This is a genomic window from Actinomadura formosensis, assembly GCF_050948385.1.
Taxonomy (GTDB): domain Bacteria; phylum Actinomycetota; class Actinomycetes; order Streptosporangiales; family Streptosporangiaceae; genus Spirillospora; species Spirillospora formosensis.
The window spans coordinates 1,335,725-1,356,034 of record NZ_CP192011.1 but is presented as its reverse complement, the minus strand read 5'-3'; the positions used below and the strand labels follow the sequence as shown (position 1 = coordinate 1,356,034).

Genomic DNA, 20,310 nt, shown 5'->3' with positions numbered 1-20,310 from the left:
CCACCGAGTGATCTCTCGTTCAGACATCGAAGACGCGGCGCGCCGGGTCGCCGGCCATGTCCGCCGCACTCCGCTCATCGAGGTCGATCCGGCCCCGGTCGCGCCCGCCGGGCGGATGTGGCTGAAGCTCGAACTGACCCAGCACACCGGGTCGTTCAAGGCACGCGGCGCGTTCAACCACATCCTCGCCGCGCGGGACGGGGACCGGCTCCCGGACGCGGGCGTCGTCGCGGCCTCGGGCGGCAACGCGGGCCTCGCCTTCGCCTACGCCGCGGCACAGGCGGGGGTGCCCGCCGAGGTGTTCGTCCCGGAGACGGCGCCCGCGGTGAAGGTCGCCCGGCTGCGCGCGCTCGGCGCCGCGGTCGTCCAGGTCGGAACGCGGTACGCCGAGGCGCAGGACGCCGCCACCAAGCGCGCCTCCGACACCGGCGCCCTGTTCTGCCACGCCTACGACCTGCCCGAGGTCTGCGCCGGGCAGGGCACGCTCGGCCTGGAGATCCTGGAGCAGACCGGCGGCGAGGTCGACACCGTCCTGCTCGCGGTCGGCGGCGGAGGGCTGATGGCCGGTGTCACCGCCGCCCTCGAAGGCCGCGCCCGCGTGGTCGGCGTCGAGCCCGAGACCATCCCGACCCTCGAACGGGCCCTGCACGCGGGACGCCCGGTCGATGTGGAGGTGTCGGGGATCGCCGCCGACTCGCTCGGCGCGACGCGGCTCGGCGACATCGCGTTCTCGGTCGCGACCCGCACCGGTGTGCTGCCCGTCCTCGTCCCCGACCAGGCGATCATCGAGGCCCGCCGGCTCGTCTGGGACGAGTACCGCCTGGCCGTCGAACACGGCACCGCCGCCGCGGTCGCCGCCCTGCGCACCGGCGCCTACCGCCCGGCCCCGGGCGAACGGGTGATGGTCGTCCTGTGCGGCGCCAACACCGATCCGTCCGACCTGGTCACCCGGCCTTGAAGGGCTGAGGCGGCAGCGGCCGGGCACGGGCGGAGCCGGCGGCCCGGCCCGCCCGCGAACCGGGCCGGGCGGGTCAGCCGAGCAGATCGGCGAGGGTCTCGCGCCGGGAGGGATGGCGCAGCTTGTGCATGCCCTTGGACTCGATCTGCCGGATGCGCTCGCGCGTCACCCCGTAGACCTTGCCGACCTCTTCCAGCGTCTTCGGCTCGCCGCCGGACAGCCCGAACCGCATCGAGATGACGCCGGCCTCGCGTTCGGTGAGCGTCTCCAGGACGGCGTCGAGCCGGCCGCGCAGCATCGAGGACGCGACGACGTCGGCGGGGTCTCCGCCGTCGGGGTCCTCGATGACGTCGCCGAGTTCGCCGTCGCCGTCCTCCCCGAGCGGGGTGTGCAGCGACACCGGCTCCCGGGCCTGCCGCCGCAGCCACTCGACCTTCTCGGTGGTGACGTCCAGCTCGGCGGCCAGTTCCCGCGAGGTCGGCTCGCGGCCGAGGTCCTGCATCATCCGCCGCCGGACGCGCGTCATCCGGTTCAGCACCTCGACGACGTGCACCGGGATGCGGATCGTGCGGCTCTGGTCGGCCAGCGCACGGCTGATCGCCTGCTTGATCCACCAGACGGCGTAGGTGGAGAACTTCAGGCCCCGGCGGTACTCGAACTTCTCCACGGCGCGGATCAGCCCAAGATTGCCCTCTTGGACGAGGTCGTTCAGCGGTAGGCCGTGGCCCATGTAGCGCTTGGCGAGCGATACGACGAGCCGGAGGTTGGCCTCGACCATGTGCTCCTTCGCGCGCGCACCGTCGGTGGCGATCCACTCCAGGTCCTCTTTGTCCTGGAAGCTGAGGTCGTCGCCGAGGGTTTCGAGGCGTTGGCGGGCGAACAGGCCGGCCTCGATGCGCTTGGCCAGGTCGACCTCCTGCTCGGCGGTGAGCAGCGCGGTGCGCCCGATGCGGGACAGGTAGTCCTTCATCGGGTCGACGAGGTTCACGGTGGCGCGGCGGGACGCGCTCGGCGCGTGGCTGGCGTTCAGGGCGGTGTCCTTTGCTCGTCCGGCCTGGAGGGAACGGGTCACCCGATCTCGGTACCCGCCTGCCCCGCGACATAAACTTAGGCCGGACCTATATATGTAGCAAGGATATTTTTAGGTCGAACTATGAGAGTATGCCCGCATGGGACTGCGGGAGATGAAGAAGCAGCAGACGAGGCAGAACATCTCGAACCAGGCGACGCGCCTCTTCCTGCGGCACGGCTTCGACCGGGTGACGATCGCCGACGTCGCGGCGGCGGCGCAGGTCGCGAAGATGACCGTGACCAACTACTTCCCCCGCAAGGAGGACCTGGCACTCGATCTGCACGAGGAGTTCGTCAGCCGGCCGGCCCGCACGGTCGCCACGCGTGCGCCCGGCGAGTCGGTGCTGGCCGCGCTGCGCCGCGCGTTCCTGCAGGCCGTCGACCGGCACGATCCCGTGATCGGGTTCGGCGGCCCCGGCTTCGCCCGCATGATCACCGAGAGCCCGGCGCTGGCCGCCCGGCTCCGCGAGTTCCACGAGGAACGCGAGGACGCTCTCGCCGCCGTCCTCGCCGAGGAGACCGGCGCCGCCCCGGGCGATCCGCTCCCCCGCCTGGTGGCCGCCCAGCTCGGCGCCGTCCACCGCGTCCTCTTCCAGGAAACCCTGCGCCGCACCCTGAACGACGAAACACCCGAAGAGGTGGCCGCCGCCCTCACCAAGTCGGCGGCCACCGCCTTCGAGCTGCTGGCACCGTCCCTGAGCACCTACGCCGTCCGCTCCTGAACCGGCGCCACCGCGGGGAGGGGTCAGCCGGGCTGGATCACCAGGAGCAGGTCGCCCGCCTGGACGGGGGTCGCCTCGGGGACGGCCAGGCGGGCCACCGCGCCGGCCACGGGGGCCGTGATCGCGGCCTCCATCTTCATGGCCTCGATGGTGGCCACCACGTCACCGGCGGCGACCTCGTCGCCCTTGGCGACGCGGAGGGTCACCGAGCCGTCGAAGGGCGCGGCGACGTGGCCGGGCTCGGCGGGATCGGCGCGTTCGACCGGCGGCACGTCCGCCACAACGGACTTGTCGCGGACGGCCAGGGTGCGCAGCTGGCCGTTCACCGTGCAGATGACCTGCCGGACGCCCGCCTCGTCGATGTCGCCGACCGCCTCCAGCCCTGCCAGGACGCGGACACCGGGTTCGAGGTCGAACGCGACCTCGTGGCCCGTGCGCAAGCCGTAGAGGAAGGGGCCCGTGGGCAGGACGGAGAGGTCGCCATAGGCGGCACGGGATTCGCGATAGTCCTTGGCGGGCCCGGGGAAGAGCAGGCGGTCCAACGTGTCGCGAACCTCGGAGCCGGCAAGGGCCTTCTCTTCGGCGCCGTCCAGTTCGGCTCTGGCGGGGGTGTACTGGCGTCCGGCAAGGGCCTTGGTGCGGAAAGGCTCGGGCCAGCCACCGGGCGGGTCGCCCAGCTCGCCGTTGAGGAACCCGATGACGCTGTCGGGAATGTCGTAGCGGTCGGGGTTCTCGGCGAAGTCGCCGGGGTCGGCGCCGGCGGCGACGAGATGCAGGGCCAGGTCCCCGACGACCTTGCTGGACGGGGTGACCTTCACGAGCCGCCCAAGGATCGCGTCGGCCGCCGCGTACAGTCGCTCGACCTCCTCGAAGCGGTCGCCGAGGCCGAGCGCGACGGCCTGCTGCCGCAGGTTGGACAGTTGCCCACCCGGGATCTCGTGCTGGTAGACGCGTCCGGTCGGCGCCGGAAGGCCCATCTCGAACGGCGCGTAGAGCTTGCGGACGGCCTCCCAGTACGGCTCCATGACGGTGAGCGCGTCCAAGTCGATGCCGGTGGCGTGGTCGGTGAAGTCGGTCGCGGCCACGATCGCCTGGAGGGGCGGCTGACTGGTGGTGCCCGAAAGGGGCGCGGCGGCCCCGTCCACGGCGTCCACCCCGGCTTCGATGGCGGCGAGGTAGGTGCCGATCTGGCCGCCCGCCGTGTCGTGGGTGTGGAGGTGGACGGGCAGGTCGAAACGCTCGCGCAGGGCCGTGACCAGGGTGCGCGCGGCAGGAGCGCGCAGCAGGCCGGCCATGTCCTTGATGCACAGGACGTGGACCCCGGCCTCGACCAGTTCCTCCGCGAGCCGCAGGTAGTAGTCGAGCGTGTAGAGCCGTTCGTCCGGGGACGACAGGTCGCCCGTGTAGCAGAGGGTCCCCTCGACGAGCGCGTGGGTCTGGAGCGCGGCGTCGATGGCCGGACGCATGCGTTCCACATCGTTCAGAGCGTCGAACACACGGAAGATGTCGACACCCGTACTGGCCGCCTCCTTCACGAAGGCGCGCGCCACCGAGTCGGGGTACGGCGTGTATCCGACGGTGTTGCGCCCGCGCAGAAGCATCTGGATGCACAGGTTCGGGGCGGCTTCACGGATCGCGGCCAGCCTGTCCCAGGGCGACTCGCCCAGGAAGCGGAGCGCGACGTCGTAGGTGGCCCCGCCCCATGCCTCGATGGAGAGAAGCTGCGGGGTCATGCGGGCCAGGTAAGGCGCGGCTGCAAGCAGGTCGTAGGTACGTACTCGCGTGGCCAGGAGCGACTGGTGCGCGTCCCGGAACGTCGTATCGGTGACGGCCAAGGCGCTCTGGTTCCGGAGCTGCTCGGCGAACGCGCGCGCGCCGAGCGCCAGGAGCCGGTCACGCGACCCCTCCGGGAACGGGCCGTCCAGATCGAGCGGCGGCAGCTTCGTCGCCGGATCCAGATCGGTCGGCGCCTCACCGTGCGGCTTGTTGATGGTGACGTCCGCCAGGTACCGGACGAGCCGCGTCGCGCGGTCGCCGCTCGACCGGGCCGTCAGCAGGTCGGGATGGTCGGCGATGTAGGACGTCGTGACGCCGCCCGCGCGGAAGTCCGGCTCGTCCAGCAACGCCCGCAGGAACGGGATGTTGGAGGCGACGCCGCGGATGCGGAACTCGGCGACGGCCCGGCGCGCCCGCCGCACCGCCTCCTCGAACGTCCGGCCCCGGCAGGTCAGCTTCACCAGCAGCGAGTCGAAGTGCGGGGAGACGATCGCACCGCCGTACGCGGTGCCGGTGTCGAGCCGCACCCCGGCGCCGCCCGGCGACCGGTACGCCGAGATCTTGCCGGTGTCGGGACGGAACCCGTTCGCGGGGTCCTCGGTCGTGATACGGCACTGCACGGCGAAGCCGCTGACGGTCACCTCCTCTTGCGCGATGCCAAGGTCGGCCAGCGTCTCACCACCCGCGATGCGCAGTTGGCTCTGCACCAGGTCGACGCCTGTGACCTCTTCGGTCACGGTGTGCTCGACCTGGATGCGCGGGTTCATCTCGATGAACACGTGCTCGCCGCGGTCGTCCACGAGGAACTCCACGGTGCCGGCGTTCTCGTAGCCGATCTCGCGGGCGAACTTCACGGCGTCCTCGCACAGCCGCTCCGCCACCTCCGGCGCCAGGCGAGGCGCGGGAGCGATCTCGACGACCTTCTGATGGCGGCGCTGCACCGAGCAGTCACGCTCCCGCAGGTGAACGATTTGCCCGGAACCGTCCGCGAGGACCTGCACCTCAATGTGGCGGGGACGGTCCACAGCCTGCTCTAGGAAGACCGTGGGGTCACCGAACGCGCTCTCCGCCTCACGGCGTGCGGTGTCCACCGCGGCCGTCAGTTCTTCGCGGTGGTCAACGCGGCGCAACCCCCGCCCGCCACCGCCCGCCGCGGCCTTCACGAACAGCGGGAAACCGACCTCGTCGGCCGCCTCCAGCTCCCGTCCGGGCTCCGGCGTCGCCGAACGCAGCACCGGCAGGCCGGCACGGCGCGCCGCCGCGACCGCCTCGATCTTGTTGCCGGCCAGACTCAGCACGCGGGACGGCGGGCCGACGAACGTGATCCCGTTGCGCTCGCACGCCGCCGCGAGTTCCGGGCTCTCCGACAGGAACCCGTAGCCGGGGTAGACGGCGTCGGCGCCGACCCGCAACGCGGTCTCCACGATCCCGTCCACGTCCAGGTAGGCGCGGACGGGATGGCCGTGCTCGCCGATTTCGTACGCCTCGTCCGCCTTCTGCCGGTGCAGGGACAGCCGGTCCTCGTGCGCGTAGACGGCGACGCTGGCGATGCCGAGTTCGTAGGCCGCGCGGAAGGCGCGCACGGCGATCTCGCCCCGGTTGGCGACGAGCAGCTTTCTGATCAACGTTTTTCTCCCAGGAGACGGCTCGGGTGCGGCCGCCCGCACCCGCCGGCCTCCCGGGCTCCACGCTGAGCCGCTCGTGGCGTGACCAACCCGGCGGGCGAACCGGATCTCCGGATACCTACCCGGCCCGGCGGCCCGGCGGCCCGGACGAGACCTGGGAACAAAGCGCCAGATGGCACCTAGAGCGAAAAACGCACGTTTGTTCCTGCGCTGAGCGGTTCCAGGGGCCCACAACCGGATCCGGACGTGAACAAAAGGGCCGATCACTCGGAATAGTGAGAAGGGATCTTGCAGTTGCAACTACCGTGCGAACTCCGGCGTACGGGGTAGCACCATGTCCACCACCTGGAGGTGAACAGTGCCGAGCAGCATCCCCAGCACCCGTTCCAACCGTGAACGCAAACATGTGAAGACCACGTCCTTGCGCGCCCTCGCGGTGGCGGCGCAACTCGAACGCAACCACGCCCTGGAGGGTCCGCCGGGCAAAGTGGACGGCCGGGTGGAGTCTCGTCCGGAGCGACGGACGCCCGACCCGGCCTGACGCATCGTTCCCTCGGCATCCCGGCCAGGGGGATGCCAAGCCCCCGTGCAGGCGCACGGGGGCTTGGCATTCTCCGTGGGTCTAACCCTCTGCCCTGTCGAAGATGCTGTGGACGGCGGCGCGCGCGCGTTCCGTCCCCACACTCTCGACCATCGCGGTGAGGTGTTCCGCACCGAGCACGGCCAGAAGCGCATGGGCCACGGCCTCGCCGTCTGGGGCGGCCTCACCCATCTGGTCGAGGAGGATCGTCAGATGCCGATGCCAGAACCCGTAGGCGCCAATGCGGTACCTCGCCCCTGGCGAGGCGGTCTCCGACATGCGTACGAGCGACAGATGGTCCAGGACATAGTCCAGGTAGGTGTCGGCGAAGGCGTGCAAACGCTCAGACGGCGAGGCCCCTGTGTCGCCCTCTCCCGGCCCCAGTGGAGATGGCCCGGAGAGGATCGCGTCCTGCAAGGCACGTTCGCGTTCGTTCAGAAGGGCCACGGCCAAGCCCGCCTTGTCCCCGAACCGGCGGAAGAGGGTTCCCTTGCCGACGCCGGCCGCGGCGGCGATCGCGTCCATCGAGACCGATTCGACCCCGTGCCGGGCGAAGAGTTCGGCGGCGGCGTCCAGCACCTTCGCGCGGTTGCGCGCGGCATCGGCGCGTTCCTTGGGTGGCGGCGTCCGCATCAGTTCAAGATCGACGCGCCGCCCACCCGCGGTTTTCCCGTCCATCAACGTCTCCAGACCAAGCTAATCGGACCATGGTCCCATCAAATTCCCGGGTGCCGGAGACCCCGGTACCCGCAGGCGCTAGATCAACTACTTCGCGGAGCGCCTACCATCATGTGCCCATAGTCTTGCGGATGAGCGGGAAGCGACGGGGAGCGAGTGGTGTGACGGACAGGACGATGCCGGACGCCCTTCCACTGCGGTCGGGGGACCCGAAAGAGCTGGGCGGATACGAGATCCTGGGCCGCCTCGGGGAGGGCGGCCAGGGCGCGGTCTTCCTGGGCAGGCCCGCGGACGCGGCCGGCACGGTCCGCCCCGGCGACCATGTCGCGATCAAGCTGCTGCACGGCGGCCTCGCCGGTGACGCGTCCGCCCGCGCGCGCTTCGTCCGTGAACTGGAGGTCGCCAAGCGCGTCGCAAGATTCTGCACCGCGCAGGTGCTCGACGCAGACGTCGCCGGGGATCAGCCCTACATCGTCAGCGAGTACGTGCCGGGCCTGTCCCTGCACCATGTCGTGCGGACGGAAGGCCCCCGCACGGGCGGTGCGCTCGAACGCCTCGCCATCAGCACCCTGACCGCTCTCACCGCGATCCATCAGGCCGGCATCGTCCACCGCGACTTCAAGCCCCACAACGTGATGATGGGACCGGACGGGCCACGCGTCATCGACTTCGGCGTGGCGCGCGCGCTGGGCGCGGCCGGTGAGACGCAGAACGTCGGCACCCCTGCCTACATGGCGCCCGAGCACTTCACCGGCGGCGAGGTCGGACCCACTGCCGACATGTTCGCCTGGGGCACGACCCTGTCGTTCGCCGCCACGGGACATCCCGCGTTCGGCAATGACGAGATGGCCACGGTCATGCACCGCATCCTGACCGGCGAGCCTGATCTCGGCGACCTGCCGAGCCCGTTGCGGGAGCTGGTCCTGGCGTGCCTGGCCAAGGAACCCGCGCAGCGTCCGACCGCGCGCGAGGCGCAGGAACGCCTGGTCGGCGCCGCCAGCGGCGCACCGCCGGCCGCATCGCCCATTCCGCCGCCGCCCGCCTTCCCCGGGCTCCCCGCGGACGGCCCCGCGCCGCAGGGTTCGACGGACCCGCATGCCTCTCCTTCCGTGATGGCGGGCGCCGTCCTGCCTCCGGAGCACGCCACGGACCCGTCCGGCGTCCGAAGCCGGACGGCGCCGCAGCCGCCGCCCTTCACCCCCTTCCAGACACCCGACGCGCCCCCTCCCGGCCCGGGTCAGGGCTCAGGCGGCGGGAAGCGCGGACGCCTCCTCGTGCCGATCGTCGCCGCGGCCGCGGTCGCGGCGGTCGTCATCGGAGGGGGTGCGGTCTGGGCCGCGACCGGAGACAGGCACGACGAGGGCAGGGAACGGCGGGGCGCGGCGGCCGACCAGAACCAGGGCGCGCAGGAGCCCGCCGGGGCCGCGAACGCCGCCGGCGGCGCCGCACAGAACCCGGCCAAGAAGCCGGGGCAGCCCCAGACCAACAAGAGCGAAGACCCCACGTCCCCTAACTCGTCCACCAAGCCAACTCGGCCGAACGAGTCGAAGCCCACGAACGGCACAGGCGGAGGAGGCGGCGGCTCCACACCCGTCCAGGAGCCGCCCAACAAGTACACAGCGCAGCAGGTGTGCAACAGCGGCGGCCACGGGAGCGGCTACTACGTGCAGCGTTCGTTGAGCGTCTCTGGCGGCGTCGCCTACCTGCTCTACAGCAACGGCTCCACCTACAACTGCGCCGTGACCATCAAGACGCAGAACGTCGGCAAGAAGTCTCCGGTGTCGGTGTGGATCCAGAAGCAGGGCGGCGGCCCCATCGCCGACAGCGGGTCCTTCGCCTGGTATGCGGGGGCCGTGTACGTGAAGGCGCCGGGGGCGTGCGTCCGGTTCGGCGGGAACGGCCGCAGCGCGCCCTACGGCAACTGCGGCTGAATCCGAGCGAACCGAATCCGAGCGAAAAGGCCACCCCCACGCCTGGGGTGGCCTCTGCGTGTCCGCGGCCGGGTCGACGTTCGGTGCTCCGGAGCCGACCCGCCGCTGTTCGGCTGACTGGCGGTTTTTCCGAGGTGGTTCAGCTACGGGAGACGATGAGATGGTCGAAGTCGCCGTCCTTGGCTCCAAGGATCAGCGCCTCTATCTCGGGGCGGGTGTAGATGAGGGCGGGACCGTCGGGATGGCGGGAGTTTCGCATCGCCACCCGCCCGCCGGGCAGTTCGGCGATTTCCACACAGTTTCCCTGGGAGTTGCTTCGCCGGGACTTCAGCCACTGTGCCCCGAGGAGCTCGGCGGCGGGCATCCCGTTGTCGTAATCGGTTTGGAGCATCATGTCTCTCTGAGAAGATCACCGAGAAGCTCGACGGTGCGTTCCGGGGTCGCACTGTCGACGCACAGGCGTTCCATCGCCTGCAGATAGGTGTCGACGTCGTCGCGCTTGTCCAGGTACATCGCGCCGGTGAGGTTCTCGACGTAAACCACGTCCGGCAGGTCCTGCTCGGGAAAGCGCAGGATGGTGAAGGCCCCTCCCTCGGCGGCGTGGCCCCCGAACCTGAACGGCATGATCTGGATGGTGACGTTGGGCAGCTTGGACATCTCGATGAGGTGCTCGAACTGGCCCCGCATCACCTCCGGGCCGCCGATGGGACGTCTCAGCGCCCCCTCGTCCACCACGGCCCACAGGCGCGGCGCGTCCGGGCCCGTGAGACGTTCCTGTCGTTGCAGGCGCAGGTCCACGCGCTGGTCGATCTCGTGTTCGGCGGCTCCGGCGTTGCCCAGGCGGATCACCGCACGCGCATACCCCTCCGACTGCAGCAGTCCCGGGACGAACTGCAGTTCATATGTGCGGATCAGCGCCGCCGACTCCTCCAGGCCCACATAGGTCTGGAACCAGCCGGGCAGCACGTCGTTGTACCGGTGCCACCAACCGGGGGTGTTGGCCTCCCGCGCAAGCTGTAGCAGCGCCTCGCGTTCCACCTTGTCACTGACGCCGTACAGCGTGAGCAGGTCGTCCACATCGCGTTCTTTGAAGCTGACCCGGCCGAGTTCGAGGCGGCTGATCTTCGACTCCGACGCACGGATGACGTAGCCGGCCTCCTGACGGGTCACGCCCTTCTGCTCGCGCAGACGGCGCAGCTGCGACCCGAGCAGGATTCGACGTACCGTCGACCCGCTTCCCGGCGTCTCTGGAGTCACGCCCAACCTCCCGGCTATTCGGCGGACAGCGAACCTAGTGTGCCACTGGGCTGAGTGTCCTGCGGTTACCTCCGATCGCCCGTGTGCGCTCCGCGTCACCCCGCACCCGACACCCGGATGCACGTGCATTGGGCCTTGCATTCGCACGCTACGATGCGCAGGATAACGCACGAGACTTCCGAGCCACGGCTGCACAACGAGATCACTCTGCGGGGTCCGGTGGAATGACGTCACGCCAGGCGCACGACGACACGCGATGGGAGCTCGGCCCTGTCGCGGGGCCGGCAGGCTCACTGGATCACACTGGGCGATCGACGCCCGTTCCCGAGGCCATCCCCGTTCCCGAGTCCACGGACCTGCCCCCGCGGCTGGACATCGCCGTCACGGCGCTGACCGAATTGCGCGGGTCCACGGTGTCCTTCACGGTCGCACCCGATCCGGAATCGGTCACCGAGGCCCGGCACTTCGCCCTCGCCCGGCTCGCCGAATGGCATCTCACCGAACTCGCCGACGACGTCGGCCTCGTCGTCTCCGAGCTCGTCACGAACGCGCTACGGCACAGCGGAGGGGGGAACCCATGCGGGCGGCCGGGCGTCGACGTGCACCGCGAGGGCGTGTACAGCGACCCGGCCGACCCGCTGGGCTCCGCTCCGTCCGCGATAAGGCTGCGCATAGCCCACGAGGCTCCCTGGCTCCTCTGCGGCATCATGGACGCCAGCCGGGCGGCACCGCGCCGTAAGGAACCCGACTTCATCGCAGAGACGGGGCGCGGGCTCCACCTCGTCGAGTCGTTCAGCGTCCGGTGGGGCTGGAGGGCTCTGAGCCGCGGCAAGATGGTGTGGGCATTGTTCCGTTCCCCTTAGAGGGGACGTACTTGACCGACGGGCGTAACGGCGCGCGACAGGGGTAGCTATTCATTTCCCCCGCGGGCACCCGACCGGGCCCGACGAGACGAGCGGACGAGAGGAGCACCCCGTGGACTTCGCCGTCGAGCACCGCGTCGAAAACGGCCTCACAGTCGTCAAGATCAGCGGCGAGATCGACGTCTTCACCAGCCCCCGGCTGCGGGAAGCCCTGCTCGACATCATCGACAGCGGCGGCTTGCACCTTGTCATCGACCTGAGCGAGGTGACGTTCCTGGACTCCACCGGCCTCGGTGTCCTGGTCGGCATCTTCCACCGGCTCCGCGCACGCGACGGCTCGATGTCGTTCATGGGCGTCAACGACCGGGTGCGCCGGGTCTTCCACGTCACCCAGCTCACCAAGATCTTTGTCCTGCACCGGTCGCTGGAGGACGCCATCGCGGCGCACGAGTCCGCCACCCGCTGACCCACCTTCGCTCCCTTTCGTCCCTGCTTGTACCGCTTCGTTGGGCGGGTTATCCACAGGTTCGCGCGGACGCGCCCCCCGCCGGACATACCCGGTACGGTGAGACCGAGATCAAGCCCGCCGCCCAAGCCCGCCGCCGGGGCACGTCCCACCGACGCGCGGTGCCGGCCGCAACTCCGAAACGGACGGGAGCGCTCCGTGGCAGAACAGCCGCTGCATGAGCACACGCTCGGCAATGGCCTGCGCGTGGTGGTCTGCGAAGACCACGTCGTACCACTGGCCGCCGTGAACATCTGGTACGGGGTGGGCTCACGGCACGAGCGGCCCGGCCGGACCGGGCTCGCCCACCTCTTCGAGCACCTGATGTTCCAGGGCTCGGCGAACGTCGCCGAAGGCGAGCACGCCGCGCTGCTGGAGAGCGCGGGCGCCACGTTCAACGCCAGCACGTCGTTCGAGCGCACGAACTACTACGAGACGGTGCCGGTCAGCCACCTGGAGCTGGCGCTCTGGCTGGAGGCCGACCGGATGGGCACGCTGCCCGCCGCGCTCACCCAGACCAACCTCGACAACCAGCGCGACGTGGTGAAGAACGAACGCCGCCAGCGCTACGACAACCAGCCCTACGGGACGGCGTTCGAGCGGCTGTGCGCGCTGACGTTCCCCGAGGGCCACCCCTACGCGCACACGCCGATCGGCTCCATGGAAGACCTGGACGCCACCACCCTCGCCGACTGCACCGACTTCTTCGCCACCTGGTACGCGCCGGGGAACGCGGTGCTGTCCGTCGTGGGCGACGTCGACCCGGCCAAGACCATCGAGGCCGTGGAACGTTACTTCGGCGGCCTCCCCGCGGGCCCGGAGCAGCCCGCCGCGCGTCCCGGCGAGCTGGGGCCGCTGGCGGGCGTCCGCGAGGAGACCCTGCACGAGGACGTCCCGTCCCCCGCCTACTTCGCGATGTTCACGCTGCCCACCGACGGTGGCGACGACGTCGAGGCGGCCGAGCTCGCGGTCGAGATCCTCGGCGGCGGCTCCGGCTCCCGCCTCTACGACCGGATGGTGCGGCGCGACCAGATCGCCACCGAGGTGTGGGCCGGGGTGACCCGGCTCGCCTCCGGCCCGTCCCTGGCGATCGTGGACGCCATCGGGCCCGAGCCCGACAAGATCGCCGCCGTGCTGGACGAGGAGCTCGAACGACTCGCCACCGAGGGGCCGGACGCCGACGAGACCGCCCGCGCCACCGCGCAGGCCGAACGCGGCTTCCTGGAGCAGACCGAGACGGTGACCGGCCTGGCCAACGCGCTGTCGCAGAACGCCACCCAGTTCGACGACCCGGCCCGGGTCTTCACCGCCCCCGGACGCGCCGCCGCCGTCACCGGGGAGGAGATCAAGCGGATGGCGGGCCGCTGGCTCGCCCCGGGCGCCCGCACCGCCCTGACCTACGGAGGCACCTCGTGAGCAGCGGCCTGGCACTGCAGCCCCGTCCCGTCCCCGGTCCCGTCCCGGCCTGGGCGTTCCCGGCCGGCGTCGAGGGCCGCGTCCCGGCCGGCCCGGCGACGCTCCGCTGCGACCTGCCCGGCCGCCGCCTCGCCGCGGTCCGGCTCGTCCTGCACGCGGGCGCGGGCCGCGAACCGGCCGGGCTCGACGGCGTCGCGACGCTCGCGGCGCACGCCCTGATGGAGGGCACCGAGCCGGGCGGCGGCACCGCGCTGACCGCCGCGTTCGAACGGCTCGGCGCCAGCTTCTACGCGCACGCCGACCTGACCGCGCTGCGGGTCGCGCTGGACGTGCCGACCTCCCGCCTCGGCGCCGCCCTGGAGCTGTTCTCCACGGTCGTGCGGCATCCCGCGATGGACGACGCGGACGTGCGGCGGCTCGTCCGCGAACGCCTGGAGGAGATCGCCCAGGAGGACGCCGATCCGGGCACGCGCGCCATGCGGGAACTGCGCGCGGTGATGTTCCCCTCCGCGGCCCGCGCGTCGCGCCCGACGGGCGGCGGCCGCTCCTCGGTCGGTGCGCTGCAGGGGGCGGACATCCGCGGCTTCTACGGCTCGGTGGTGCCCGCCGAGGGCACCGTGGTCGTCGCCGGTGACCTTTCCGGGACCGGCGCCGACACGGCGCTCGCCTCCGCCCTGGAGGGCTGGGCGAACACCGGTGAGCACCTGCCGACCGCCGACCGGACCATGCCCGAGTCGCAGGCGCGCATCGTCGTCGTCGACCGTCCCGGGTCCGTCCAGACCTACCTCAGCTTCGGGCACGGCGTCCCCGACCGTTCGCACCACGACTGGCCCTCCCTCACGGTCGCGGCCCACGTGCTGGGCGGCGGCCTCACATCCCGCCTGAACGCGGTGCTGCGCGAGGAGAAGGGCTACACCTACGGCATGCGGGCGGGCCTGCTCCGGATGCGGCACTGCGGCCTCTTCATCGCCCAGGGCGCCGTCCACACCGAGGTCACCGCCGACGCCGTCGCCGACGCGCTGACCGAACTGCGCGGCGTCGTGTCCCGCGGCATCGCCCCGGAGGAGCACGGCTCGTCCGTCCGCGCGCTGGCCGACCGGGCGCCCGCCGAGTACGAGACGGCCCGGTCCGTGGCCGCCGAACTGGCCGACGCGTCCGCGAACGGGCTGGGCGCGGGCTACCCGAGCGCCTACCTGGCCGCCGTCCGCGCCTCCACCCCGGAGGGCGTGGCCCGCGCCTACCGCAAGCACGTCGACCCGGAGGCCCTGACCGTCATAGCCGTGGGCGACGCGTCCCAGATCCGCGAACCCCTGGAGAAGCTCGGCTACGCCCCCGTCACGGTGACCGCCAAGGAGGAGTGACCATCCCGGCCGGCGGGCGGTTCACCGACCATGGGGGAACGGCCCGCCGCCGGCGGCGGGAGGGAGATTCGAGGTTCCGCTTCAGGGGTGAACCGATGGCATGGTGAAGTAGATCTAACTTGCGTGGCCCCGGGCGCGCGGGCTGGAGTGCGGCGAGGAGGACGTCCTCGCGGTCTGGAGAAGGGAACGGCCGGTGTCCTACGGGCAGATGGCGGGCGGCGGTCCGTCCGTCGACACGATCCTCGCGGAGCCGAACTGCAAGCCCGGCGGGGTCGTGGCGGGCAAGGTGCACCTGCGCGGCGGCTCCGGTCCCGTGGAGATCCGGCATGTGACGCTGGCGCTCATGCCCCGCATGCGGAACGGCCACGGCGGCGAGACCGCGGGCCCCGAGGTGTACCGGGGCGCCCTCACCCGCGGCTTCCGGCTGGAGGCCGCGCAGCAGCGCGACCTCGCGTTCTCGATCCCGCTGCCGTACGAGCTGCCGTTCACCACCGTCCTCGGGCATGAACTGCCGGGCTTCACGATCGGGATGTGCACCGAGGTCGACGCCGCCGGGCAGCCCGACCCCGGCGACATCGACCCGATCTCGGTGGAGCCGCTGGAGTCCCAGCAGTGGGCCCTGGCCGCGATCGCCCGGCTCGGCTTCCAGATCACGAACGTGACGTTCGAGTCGTCGAAACTGCGGGGCGTCGCCCAGCGGCTGCCGTTCCACCAGGAGATCCACCTCAACCCGCCGCCCGCCTACCAGGGGCGGATCGACAAGGTCGGGCTGAGCTTCGTCGCCAGCCCGCGCAGCATGGCCTTCGTGCTGCGCGCCGAGGACCGCGACACCCCGCGGGACGAGTCGTTCGGGGTGTTCCAGGTCGCGCACGCCGAGGCCGCCGAGACGGACTGGAACGCCAAGATCGGCGAGTGGCTGGAGGCCGCCGCCGCGCTCCCGCGCTCGTCCCGGCCGGGCGGTCCCCCGCCCGGGCAGGCGCCCCTCCCGCCACCCGGCGACCCCGCGCCCTTCCCTCCCCCGCCGCCGTCGCCGGGAGAACCGGCCGCCGCGTCCTACGGCGGCCCCGGCGCGTACGGCCGGCCGGGCAACGCCCAGTTCCCGCCGCCCGCACCCGCCCCCGGCGAGGCACCCGCCGCCATGCACGCCCCCGGCCATATGGCCCCGCCCGGTCCAGGCCCCGGCTACCCGCCGGGCCCCGGTCAGGGCCAGGGCCCCGCCTTCCCTCCACCGCCCCCGGGCGCCCCGCCGATGAACGCGCCCATGCCCGGTCACGCCGCCCACCCCCCAATGCCGGGCAGCCCGCCACCTCCACCAGGCCACACGCCGCAGGGCACCCCGCCACCCCCGTTCCCAGGCGGCGCGCCCGCACCCGGCCATCTCCCCCACGGTGCCCCTCCTCCGCCCGCGCCGCCGGGGCCCGGTGGGATGCCCGCACCGGGGCAGGTCCCGCCCGGCGTCGCGCCGCCTCCGGCGCCGCCCGGGCCGTACGGGCCGGGGCACGGCGGCCCGCCGCCACCCGCTCCGCCCGGCCCGGCGGGCTACCCGCCCGCGGCGCACGGCCACCCCGGTCCGCCGCCGGTGCACGTCCATCACGGCCCGCCCGGCTACCACGGGCACCGCGGGCATCGCGGGCACCCCGGCATCGCGGCGGCCGGGCTGGTCGGCGGCGCCGCGGCGGCCGGTGTCGCGGGCGCCATGGCCATCGGCGCCATGGGCGACGCGGCCGGATACGCGCAGAACGCGGCGGGCTACCTCGCGGGCGCCCCGGTGGACGCGTTCGGCAACGCCATCGCCGGATACGCCGGCAACATCGCCGGCAACATGATCGCGGACGCGGCCGGGGGCGTCGCCGGGGACATCGCGGCCGACGTGGCCGGCGACCTCGCCGGCGGCGCGGCCGAGATCCTCGGCGGCCTGCTGGGCGGTCTGTTCGGCTGATCCCGTGTCCCCGTCCCGCCGCTCAGCGGAAAAGCCGGGCCTTTCGGACGAGATGCGCCGCGTCCTCGTCCAACCCGGCCACGGATGGTTATCGTCAAGAGCGCAGCCCGCTTCCCGAGGAGTCACATGACCACCGTGATCCTGGTCCTGCTCTGCCTTGCGATCGCCGGACGCGAGCTCTACCTGGCATCCGACAAGCGGCTTCCGCGCGCCCAGGCGGAGCTGCGCCAGCTGCGGAGACAGCTCGACGACCTCGCCCGGGACCACCAGACGCTCAAGACCGTGGTGGACGAGGCCACGGAGCCGGCCGGCATCCCCATCCCGCCGCAGACCCCGGAGGCGCCCGCCGAGGTCCTCGAAAGGCTGGACACCGTCACCGGACGCGTGGAGCGGCTGGAGAAGCAGTTCGGCGACATCTCCGAGGAACTCGCCGGCGCCGGCCTCGACCGCGACGCCCAGCACGCCCTCGCCCGCTCCCTCGACGCGGTGGAGCAGGACGTCCTGGAACTGCACCGCGAGATGCTCGACCGCCTCGACCGCGAGGAGGGCGTCGTCACCGGCGCCCTGCTCAGCGAGGAGGGCGAGGGCGAGGCGCTGCTCGCCGAGGCGTACGAGCGGTGCGCCGCCGAGTGCGGGCTGCGCGTCCGCATCCGCGACGGGCGCTCCATGCAGGCGACCGGCACCTACCGGGGCACCGTCTACCACATGTCGGGACGGCGCCCCGACGTCCTCGCCGAGGACCTGTTCTCCTACGTCCGCGGCCTGTACGACCCGCAGGACCCGTCCCCGGTCAACGCGCTGCTCACCGAACTGGCGTCCCTGCGCGGCGGCGGCGTCGCGCGGTTCGGCCCGTTCGTCGCGGTCAGCACGCAGAGCGCGCTCCTGTGCGGTGTGCTCCCGGACGAGGAGAGCACACCGCCGACCGAACCGTGGCAGTTCGTGGACCAGATCCGCGACCTGCCCGCCGACCGGCAGCGCGACCTGACCTGGCTGCGCTCCGGCGACTGATCACGGACGGGAGAACCGGGCCGCGCCGTCGGCCGCGTCCACGCTGAACGCCAGCAGGCACCGCGGGACGCGCGCCGCGTCGATCTGCAGGCACAGCCCGAGCCGAAGGCCGGGGTCGACGAACACGACCCGCCGCAGCGCCCACAGCGCTCGCCGCGCCCGGGCCCGCGTCTCGGGCCGCTCCGGTTCGCGCAGCGTCCCGGTGACGACCCGGCCCGCGTACCGCCACAGCGCCGCCGAGTCCAGCACCCGCACGCCCGCCTCGGTGAGGTTCGCGACGATCACGACGCCGCTGTCGTCGTCCTCCGTCCCGGGCGGCACCGGCAGCGCGCCCTCACCCGGCAGCTCCCGCGGTGCCCGCGGCCCGCCCACCGCACGGTGGTACCGCAGCGGATCGAGCGTGTCGATGACGAACGCCCCCGCGTAGGGCCTGGACGCGCGCGGCGGCGCCGTCTCCTCCGGCGGCGGCGACCCCACGGTGCGCGGGCTCAGATGCGCGCTGAGGTCGAACACCATCCCGGCGTCGTCCAGCCACACCGGCACTCGGAGCCTGGCCGCCGTCCTCCGGTCGAGCGCGTCCACCGCCATGTCGGCCCGCCGCGAGAGCGCCGCGGCCATCCCCAGTCCGGGGAACGCGCTCTCCAGCACCGCGAGCATGGCGCGCCACGTCGGGCTGCCGACGAACTCGCGCACGAACGCGTCCGCCGTGGCCTTGCGCCGCCCGGGATCCGCCATGGGTCCGGGCCGCCGCGGCTCCGGCACCACGACATCGGGCACGGTCACCGCGGGCGGCTCCGCCGCCAGCCCCTTCCGGGGGAGGAACGGCTCATCCCGCCGCTTCCACAACGGCGGCTCCGCCTCCCCCGGGGACGGGCCGGGAGACGCGGCCTGCGGATCACGCGGTGCCCACGGCTCACCCGAAGACACCGGCCGGTCCCCGCCCGGCTCGTGGGACGTCCACGCCGGCGGCTCTGACCGGGTCGTCTCCTCGGCCGGGGCGGGCGCCGAGCCGGGAGACGCGGTCTCCGGCTCGCGCGGTGCCGGCCCTGCGGGCGCCTCGCCGTTCGCATCATGCCGCGTCCACAACGGCGGCTCCGGCGAACGCTCTTCACCCGCGGACGCTCCCCCACCCGGCGCCCGGGACCACGGCTCCGCCTGGGCCGCGCCGGGAGACGCTGTCCCCGGGTCCTGGGGCCTCCAGGGCGACGGGGGTTCGGGGGACGGGGAGCCCGGCGGCTGCGGAGAATCCGAAGAGGACGACCCCTCAGAAGACTGCCCCGCAGGAGAAGGCGGCCCAGATTCATCGGACATCCACGCCGGCGGCTCCGGCCGGGTCACCTCACCCGCCGAGGAGGAAGGGCCGCCCGGGGACGTGGCCTCCGGTTCGGGGGGTGCCCAGGACGGGCGGTCGCTCGACGGCGGCTCGGATGAGGGTGGTGCAGGGGGTTCGGAGCCGCCACCCGGGGCCTGGGGCGAGGGGGCCGGGGAATGGCGGGTCCAGGATTGGTCGGCCGGTTCGGGGGGTGGCTGGGGGTGAGGGGTCCAGTCGGACGTGCTCTTGCCTGCTACGTGGATGTCTCCGGGGTAGGGGCTCTGGACGGGGGTCTCCGGAGGCGGAGAATCCCCGGGGCCGGAGTCGTCGGGTTCGGGGCTGCGACGGTCACGCGGGCCGAATCTCACGGTCTCGATCCTGCGCCGATTTCAAGATCATCGGCAAGGTGGGCGCGTGTCGAAGAGGGCGGCGCACAGGGATTCGAGGTCCGAGCCGTCCTCGGCGGGCAGCACGGTGAGGGCCGGGCCCGGGTCCAGGCGCAGCCGGACGGACACCTCACGGCGCAGCGGGTCGTCGGTGCCCTGCGCGGCGGCGACGTCCCGCAGGCCGACGGAGATGACGTCGGGAATGTCGACGACGAGGGGTTGCTCGCCGGCGGGGAGCCGGTCCAGCCACAGGTCGAGGAGACGGCGGGCAAGGCCGTTCAGCAGGCGGCCCCACGGTTCCACCAGGTCCGCCGGGACGTTCTCGGTCTGTAATTCGGGCAGGCCGAACCGGGCGAGGCCCCTGGTGGCGAAGAAGAAACCGCGCGGGCCCGCGGTGTGCGGCAGCAGCATCCAGTCGGTGAGCCGGACGCCGCCGTCCGGGCCGGGCAGGGAACACAGCAGGTGGGAGGGCGGCAGGACCCGCGGGGTGAAGACGTCGATCACCGGGGAGCCGGCGACGGTTCCAAGGAGGCCCGCGACGGTGCGGGACGCCCATTCGTGCGCCGGTGGGCGGCCGGGTCGGTAGGCGGCGCGGACGGCGATCAGGAAGGCGGCGGACGAGATCGTCTCAAGTTCGGACGCGGCGGCACCGTAGGCGGCCAGGAGGTCACGGGGCAGCGGGGGGAAACCCGAGGACGGGCGCTGGTCGAGGGTGAGCATGGGGCTGCCGAGCATGCCGAGGACGAGGTCGCGCAGCGGCGGCCCGGTGTGCCGGGTCACCTCGTCGCGGGCGAGGGCGCCGGGGTCGGCGAGCGGTTCGGGGAGCGGCACGGCGTAGGTCCCGTAGAGGGTCTGGGGAACCGGCAGTGTCAGATACTCGCCCAACTCGTCTCCCGGGGGCGTCGGCACCTTTCGATCAGAG

At 72.5% G+C, this 20,310-nt stretch carries 16 protein-coding genes and 1 pseudogene; 10 read left to right on the top strand and 7 right to left on the bottom strand.

Annotation, left to right across the window (positions count from 1 at the left end):
• The first annotated feature begins 7 nt into the window (after positions 1-7).
• Positions 8-958: a threonine/serine dehydratase gene (locus ACQP1N_RS06390; RefSeq protein ID WP_433229582.1), complete on the top strand. Its 951-nt coding sequence runs from the start codon at positions 8-10 to the stop codon at positions 956-958.
• Positions 959-1,031: 73 nt separating this feature from the next.
• Here ACQP1N_RS06390 and ACQP1N_RS06385 read toward each other — a convergent pair.
• A pseudogene (locus ACQP1N_RS06385) lies at positions 1,032-1,973 on the bottom strand (RNA polymerase sigma factor); the annotation flags it as partial.
• A gap of 154 nt (positions 1,974-2,127) precedes the next feature.
• On the opposite strand from ACQP1N_RS06385, the gene ACQP1N_RS06380 reads away from it, so the two are divergent.
• The gene (locus ACQP1N_RS06380) at positions 2,128-2,751 is read left to right on the top strand and encodes a TetR/AcrR family transcriptional regulator (protein ID WP_433229580.1); all 624 of its coding nucleotides are present in this window, start codon (positions 2,128-2,130) and stop codon (positions 2,749-2,751) included.
• 23 nt (positions 2,752-2,774) lie between these two features.
• Here the strand turns inward: ACQP1N_RS06380 and ACQP1N_RS06375 are convergent, their stop codons facing one another.
• On the bottom strand, positions 2,775-6,152 hold the full coding sequence (locus tag ACQP1N_RS06375) for a pyruvate carboxylase (RefSeq protein ID WP_433229578.1): 3,378 nt from the start codon (positions 6,150-6,152) through the stop codon (positions 2,775-2,777).
• 358 nt (positions 6,153-6,510) lie between these two features.
• On the opposite strand from ACQP1N_RS06375, the gene ACQP1N_RS06370 reads away from it, so the two are divergent.
• A complete protein-coding gene (locus tag ACQP1N_RS06370; protein ID WP_131732678.1) occupies positions 6,511-6,693 on the top strand; it encodes a hypothetical protein in 183 nt (60 codons plus the stop codon).
• Positions 6,694-6,774: 81 nt separating this feature from the next.
• Here the strand turns inward: ACQP1N_RS06370 and ACQP1N_RS06365 are convergent, their stop codons facing one another.
• The gene (locus tag ACQP1N_RS06365) at positions 6,775-7,410 is read right to left on the bottom strand and encodes a TetR/AcrR family transcriptional regulator (RefSeq protein ID WP_067794165.1); all 636 of its coding nucleotides are present in this window, start codon (positions 7,408-7,410) and stop codon (positions 6,775-6,777) included.
• A 161-nt stretch (positions 7,411-7,571) separates the two neighbouring features.
• Between ACQP1N_RS06365 and ACQP1N_RS06360 the strand changes: the two genes are divergently transcribed.
• Positions 7,572-9,341 (top strand): serine/threonine protein kinase, encoded by a 1,770-nt coding sequence (locus ACQP1N_RS06360; RefSeq protein WP_433229571.1) that lies wholly within the window; start codon positions 7,572-7,574, stop codon positions 9,339-9,341.
• Between the two features lie 139 nt (positions 9,342-9,480).
• Here ACQP1N_RS06360 and ACQP1N_RS06355 read toward each other — a convergent pair whose 3' ends face one another.
• Positions 9,481-9,732 carry a DUF397 domain-containing protein gene (locus tag ACQP1N_RS06355; RefSeq protein WP_067794219.1) on the bottom strand — a complete coding sequence of 84 codons (252 nt, stop codon included), beginning with the start codon at positions 9,730-9,732 and terminating at the stop codon, positions 9,481-9,483.
• Positions 9,732-10,553 carry a helix-turn-helix domain-containing protein gene (locus ACQP1N_RS06350; RefSeq protein ID WP_084262527.1) on the bottom strand — a complete coding sequence of 274 codons (822 nt, stop codon included), beginning with the start codon at positions 10,551-10,553 and terminating at the stop codon, positions 9,732-9,734. The genes ACQP1N_RS06355 and ACQP1N_RS06350 overlap by 1 nt, the downstream gene beginning before the upstream one ends.
• Before the next feature lie 269 nt (positions 10,554-10,822).
• On the opposite strand from ACQP1N_RS06350, the gene ACQP1N_RS06345 reads away from it, so the two are divergent.
• From ACQP1N_RS06345 to ACQP1N_RS06320, 6 genes are all read left to right on the top strand, one after another.
• Positions 10,823-11,461, top strand: coding sequence for an ATP-binding protein (locus tag ACQP1N_RS06345; protein WP_433229569.1), 639 nt, complete (start codon positions 10,823-10,825; stop codon positions 11,459-11,461).
• A gap of 112 nt (positions 11,462-11,573) precedes the next feature.
• Entirely contained in the window at positions 11,574-11,927 is a 354-nt protein-coding gene (locus ACQP1N_RS06340) for an STAS domain-containing protein (RefSeq protein WP_067794162.1), read from the top strand.
• Positions 11,928-12,125: 198 nt separating this feature from the next.
• Entirely contained in the window at positions 12,126-13,382 is a 1,257-nt protein-coding gene (locus ACQP1N_RS06335) for a M16 family metallopeptidase (protein ID WP_067794161.1), read from the top strand.
• Positions 13,379-14,743 carry a M16 family metallopeptidase gene (locus ACQP1N_RS06330; protein WP_433229565.1) on the top strand — a complete coding sequence of 455 codons (1,365 nt, stop codon included), beginning with the start codon at positions 13,379-13,381 and terminating at the stop codon, positions 14,741-14,743. Before ACQP1N_RS06335 ends, ACQP1N_RS06330 begins: the two co-directional genes overlap by 4 nt.
• A gap of 193 nt (positions 14,744-14,936) precedes the next feature.
• Positions 14,937-16,682, top strand: a complete 1,746-nt coding sequence (locus tag ACQP1N_RS06325) for a sporulation protein (RefSeq protein ID WP_433229562.1) — start codon at positions 14,937-14,939, stop codon at positions 16,680-16,682.
• Positions 16,683-16,808: 126 nt separating this feature from the next.
• Entirely contained in the window at positions 16,809-17,690 is an 882-nt protein-coding gene (locus ACQP1N_RS06320) for a hypothetical protein (protein ID WP_433229560.1), read from the top strand.
• Here ACQP1N_RS06320 and ACQP1N_RS06315 read toward each other — a convergent pair whose 3' ends face one another.
• The gene (locus tag ACQP1N_RS06315; protein ID WP_157419372.1) at positions 17,691-18,617 is read right to left on the bottom strand and encodes a hypothetical protein; all 927 of its coding nucleotides are present in this window, start codon (positions 18,615-18,617) and stop codon (positions 17,691-17,693) included. It abuts the gene before it with no gap.
• Between the two features lie 780 nt (positions 18,618-19,397).
• Positions 19,398-20,273, bottom strand: coding sequence for a hypothetical protein (locus ACQP1N_RS06310; RefSeq protein WP_433229557.1), 876 nt, complete (start codon positions 20,271-20,273; stop codon positions 19,398-19,400).
• Positions 20,274-20,310 lie beyond the last annotated feature (37 nt).

Coding starts and splice junctions, on each gene's coding strand:
- ACQP1N_RS06380 (WP_433229580.1), top strand. CDS start 2,128: ATGGGACTGCGGGAGATGAAGAAGCAGCAGACGAGGCAGAACATCTCG.
- ACQP1N_RS06365 (WP_067794165.1), bottom strand. CDS start 7,410: ATGGACGGGAAAACCGCGGGTGGGCGGCGCGTCGATCTTGAACTGATG.
- ACQP1N_RS06355 (WP_067794219.1), bottom strand. CDS start 9,732: ATGCTCCAAACCGATTACGACAACGGGATGCCCGCCGCCGAGCTCCTC.
- ACQP1N_RS06345 (WP_433229569.1), top strand. CDS start 10,823: ATGACGTCACGCCAGGCGCACGACGACACGCGATGGGAGCTCGGCCCT.
- ACQP1N_RS06320 (WP_433229560.1), top strand. CDS start 16,809: ATGACCACCGTGATCCTGGTCCTGCTCTGCCTTGCGATCGCCGGACGC.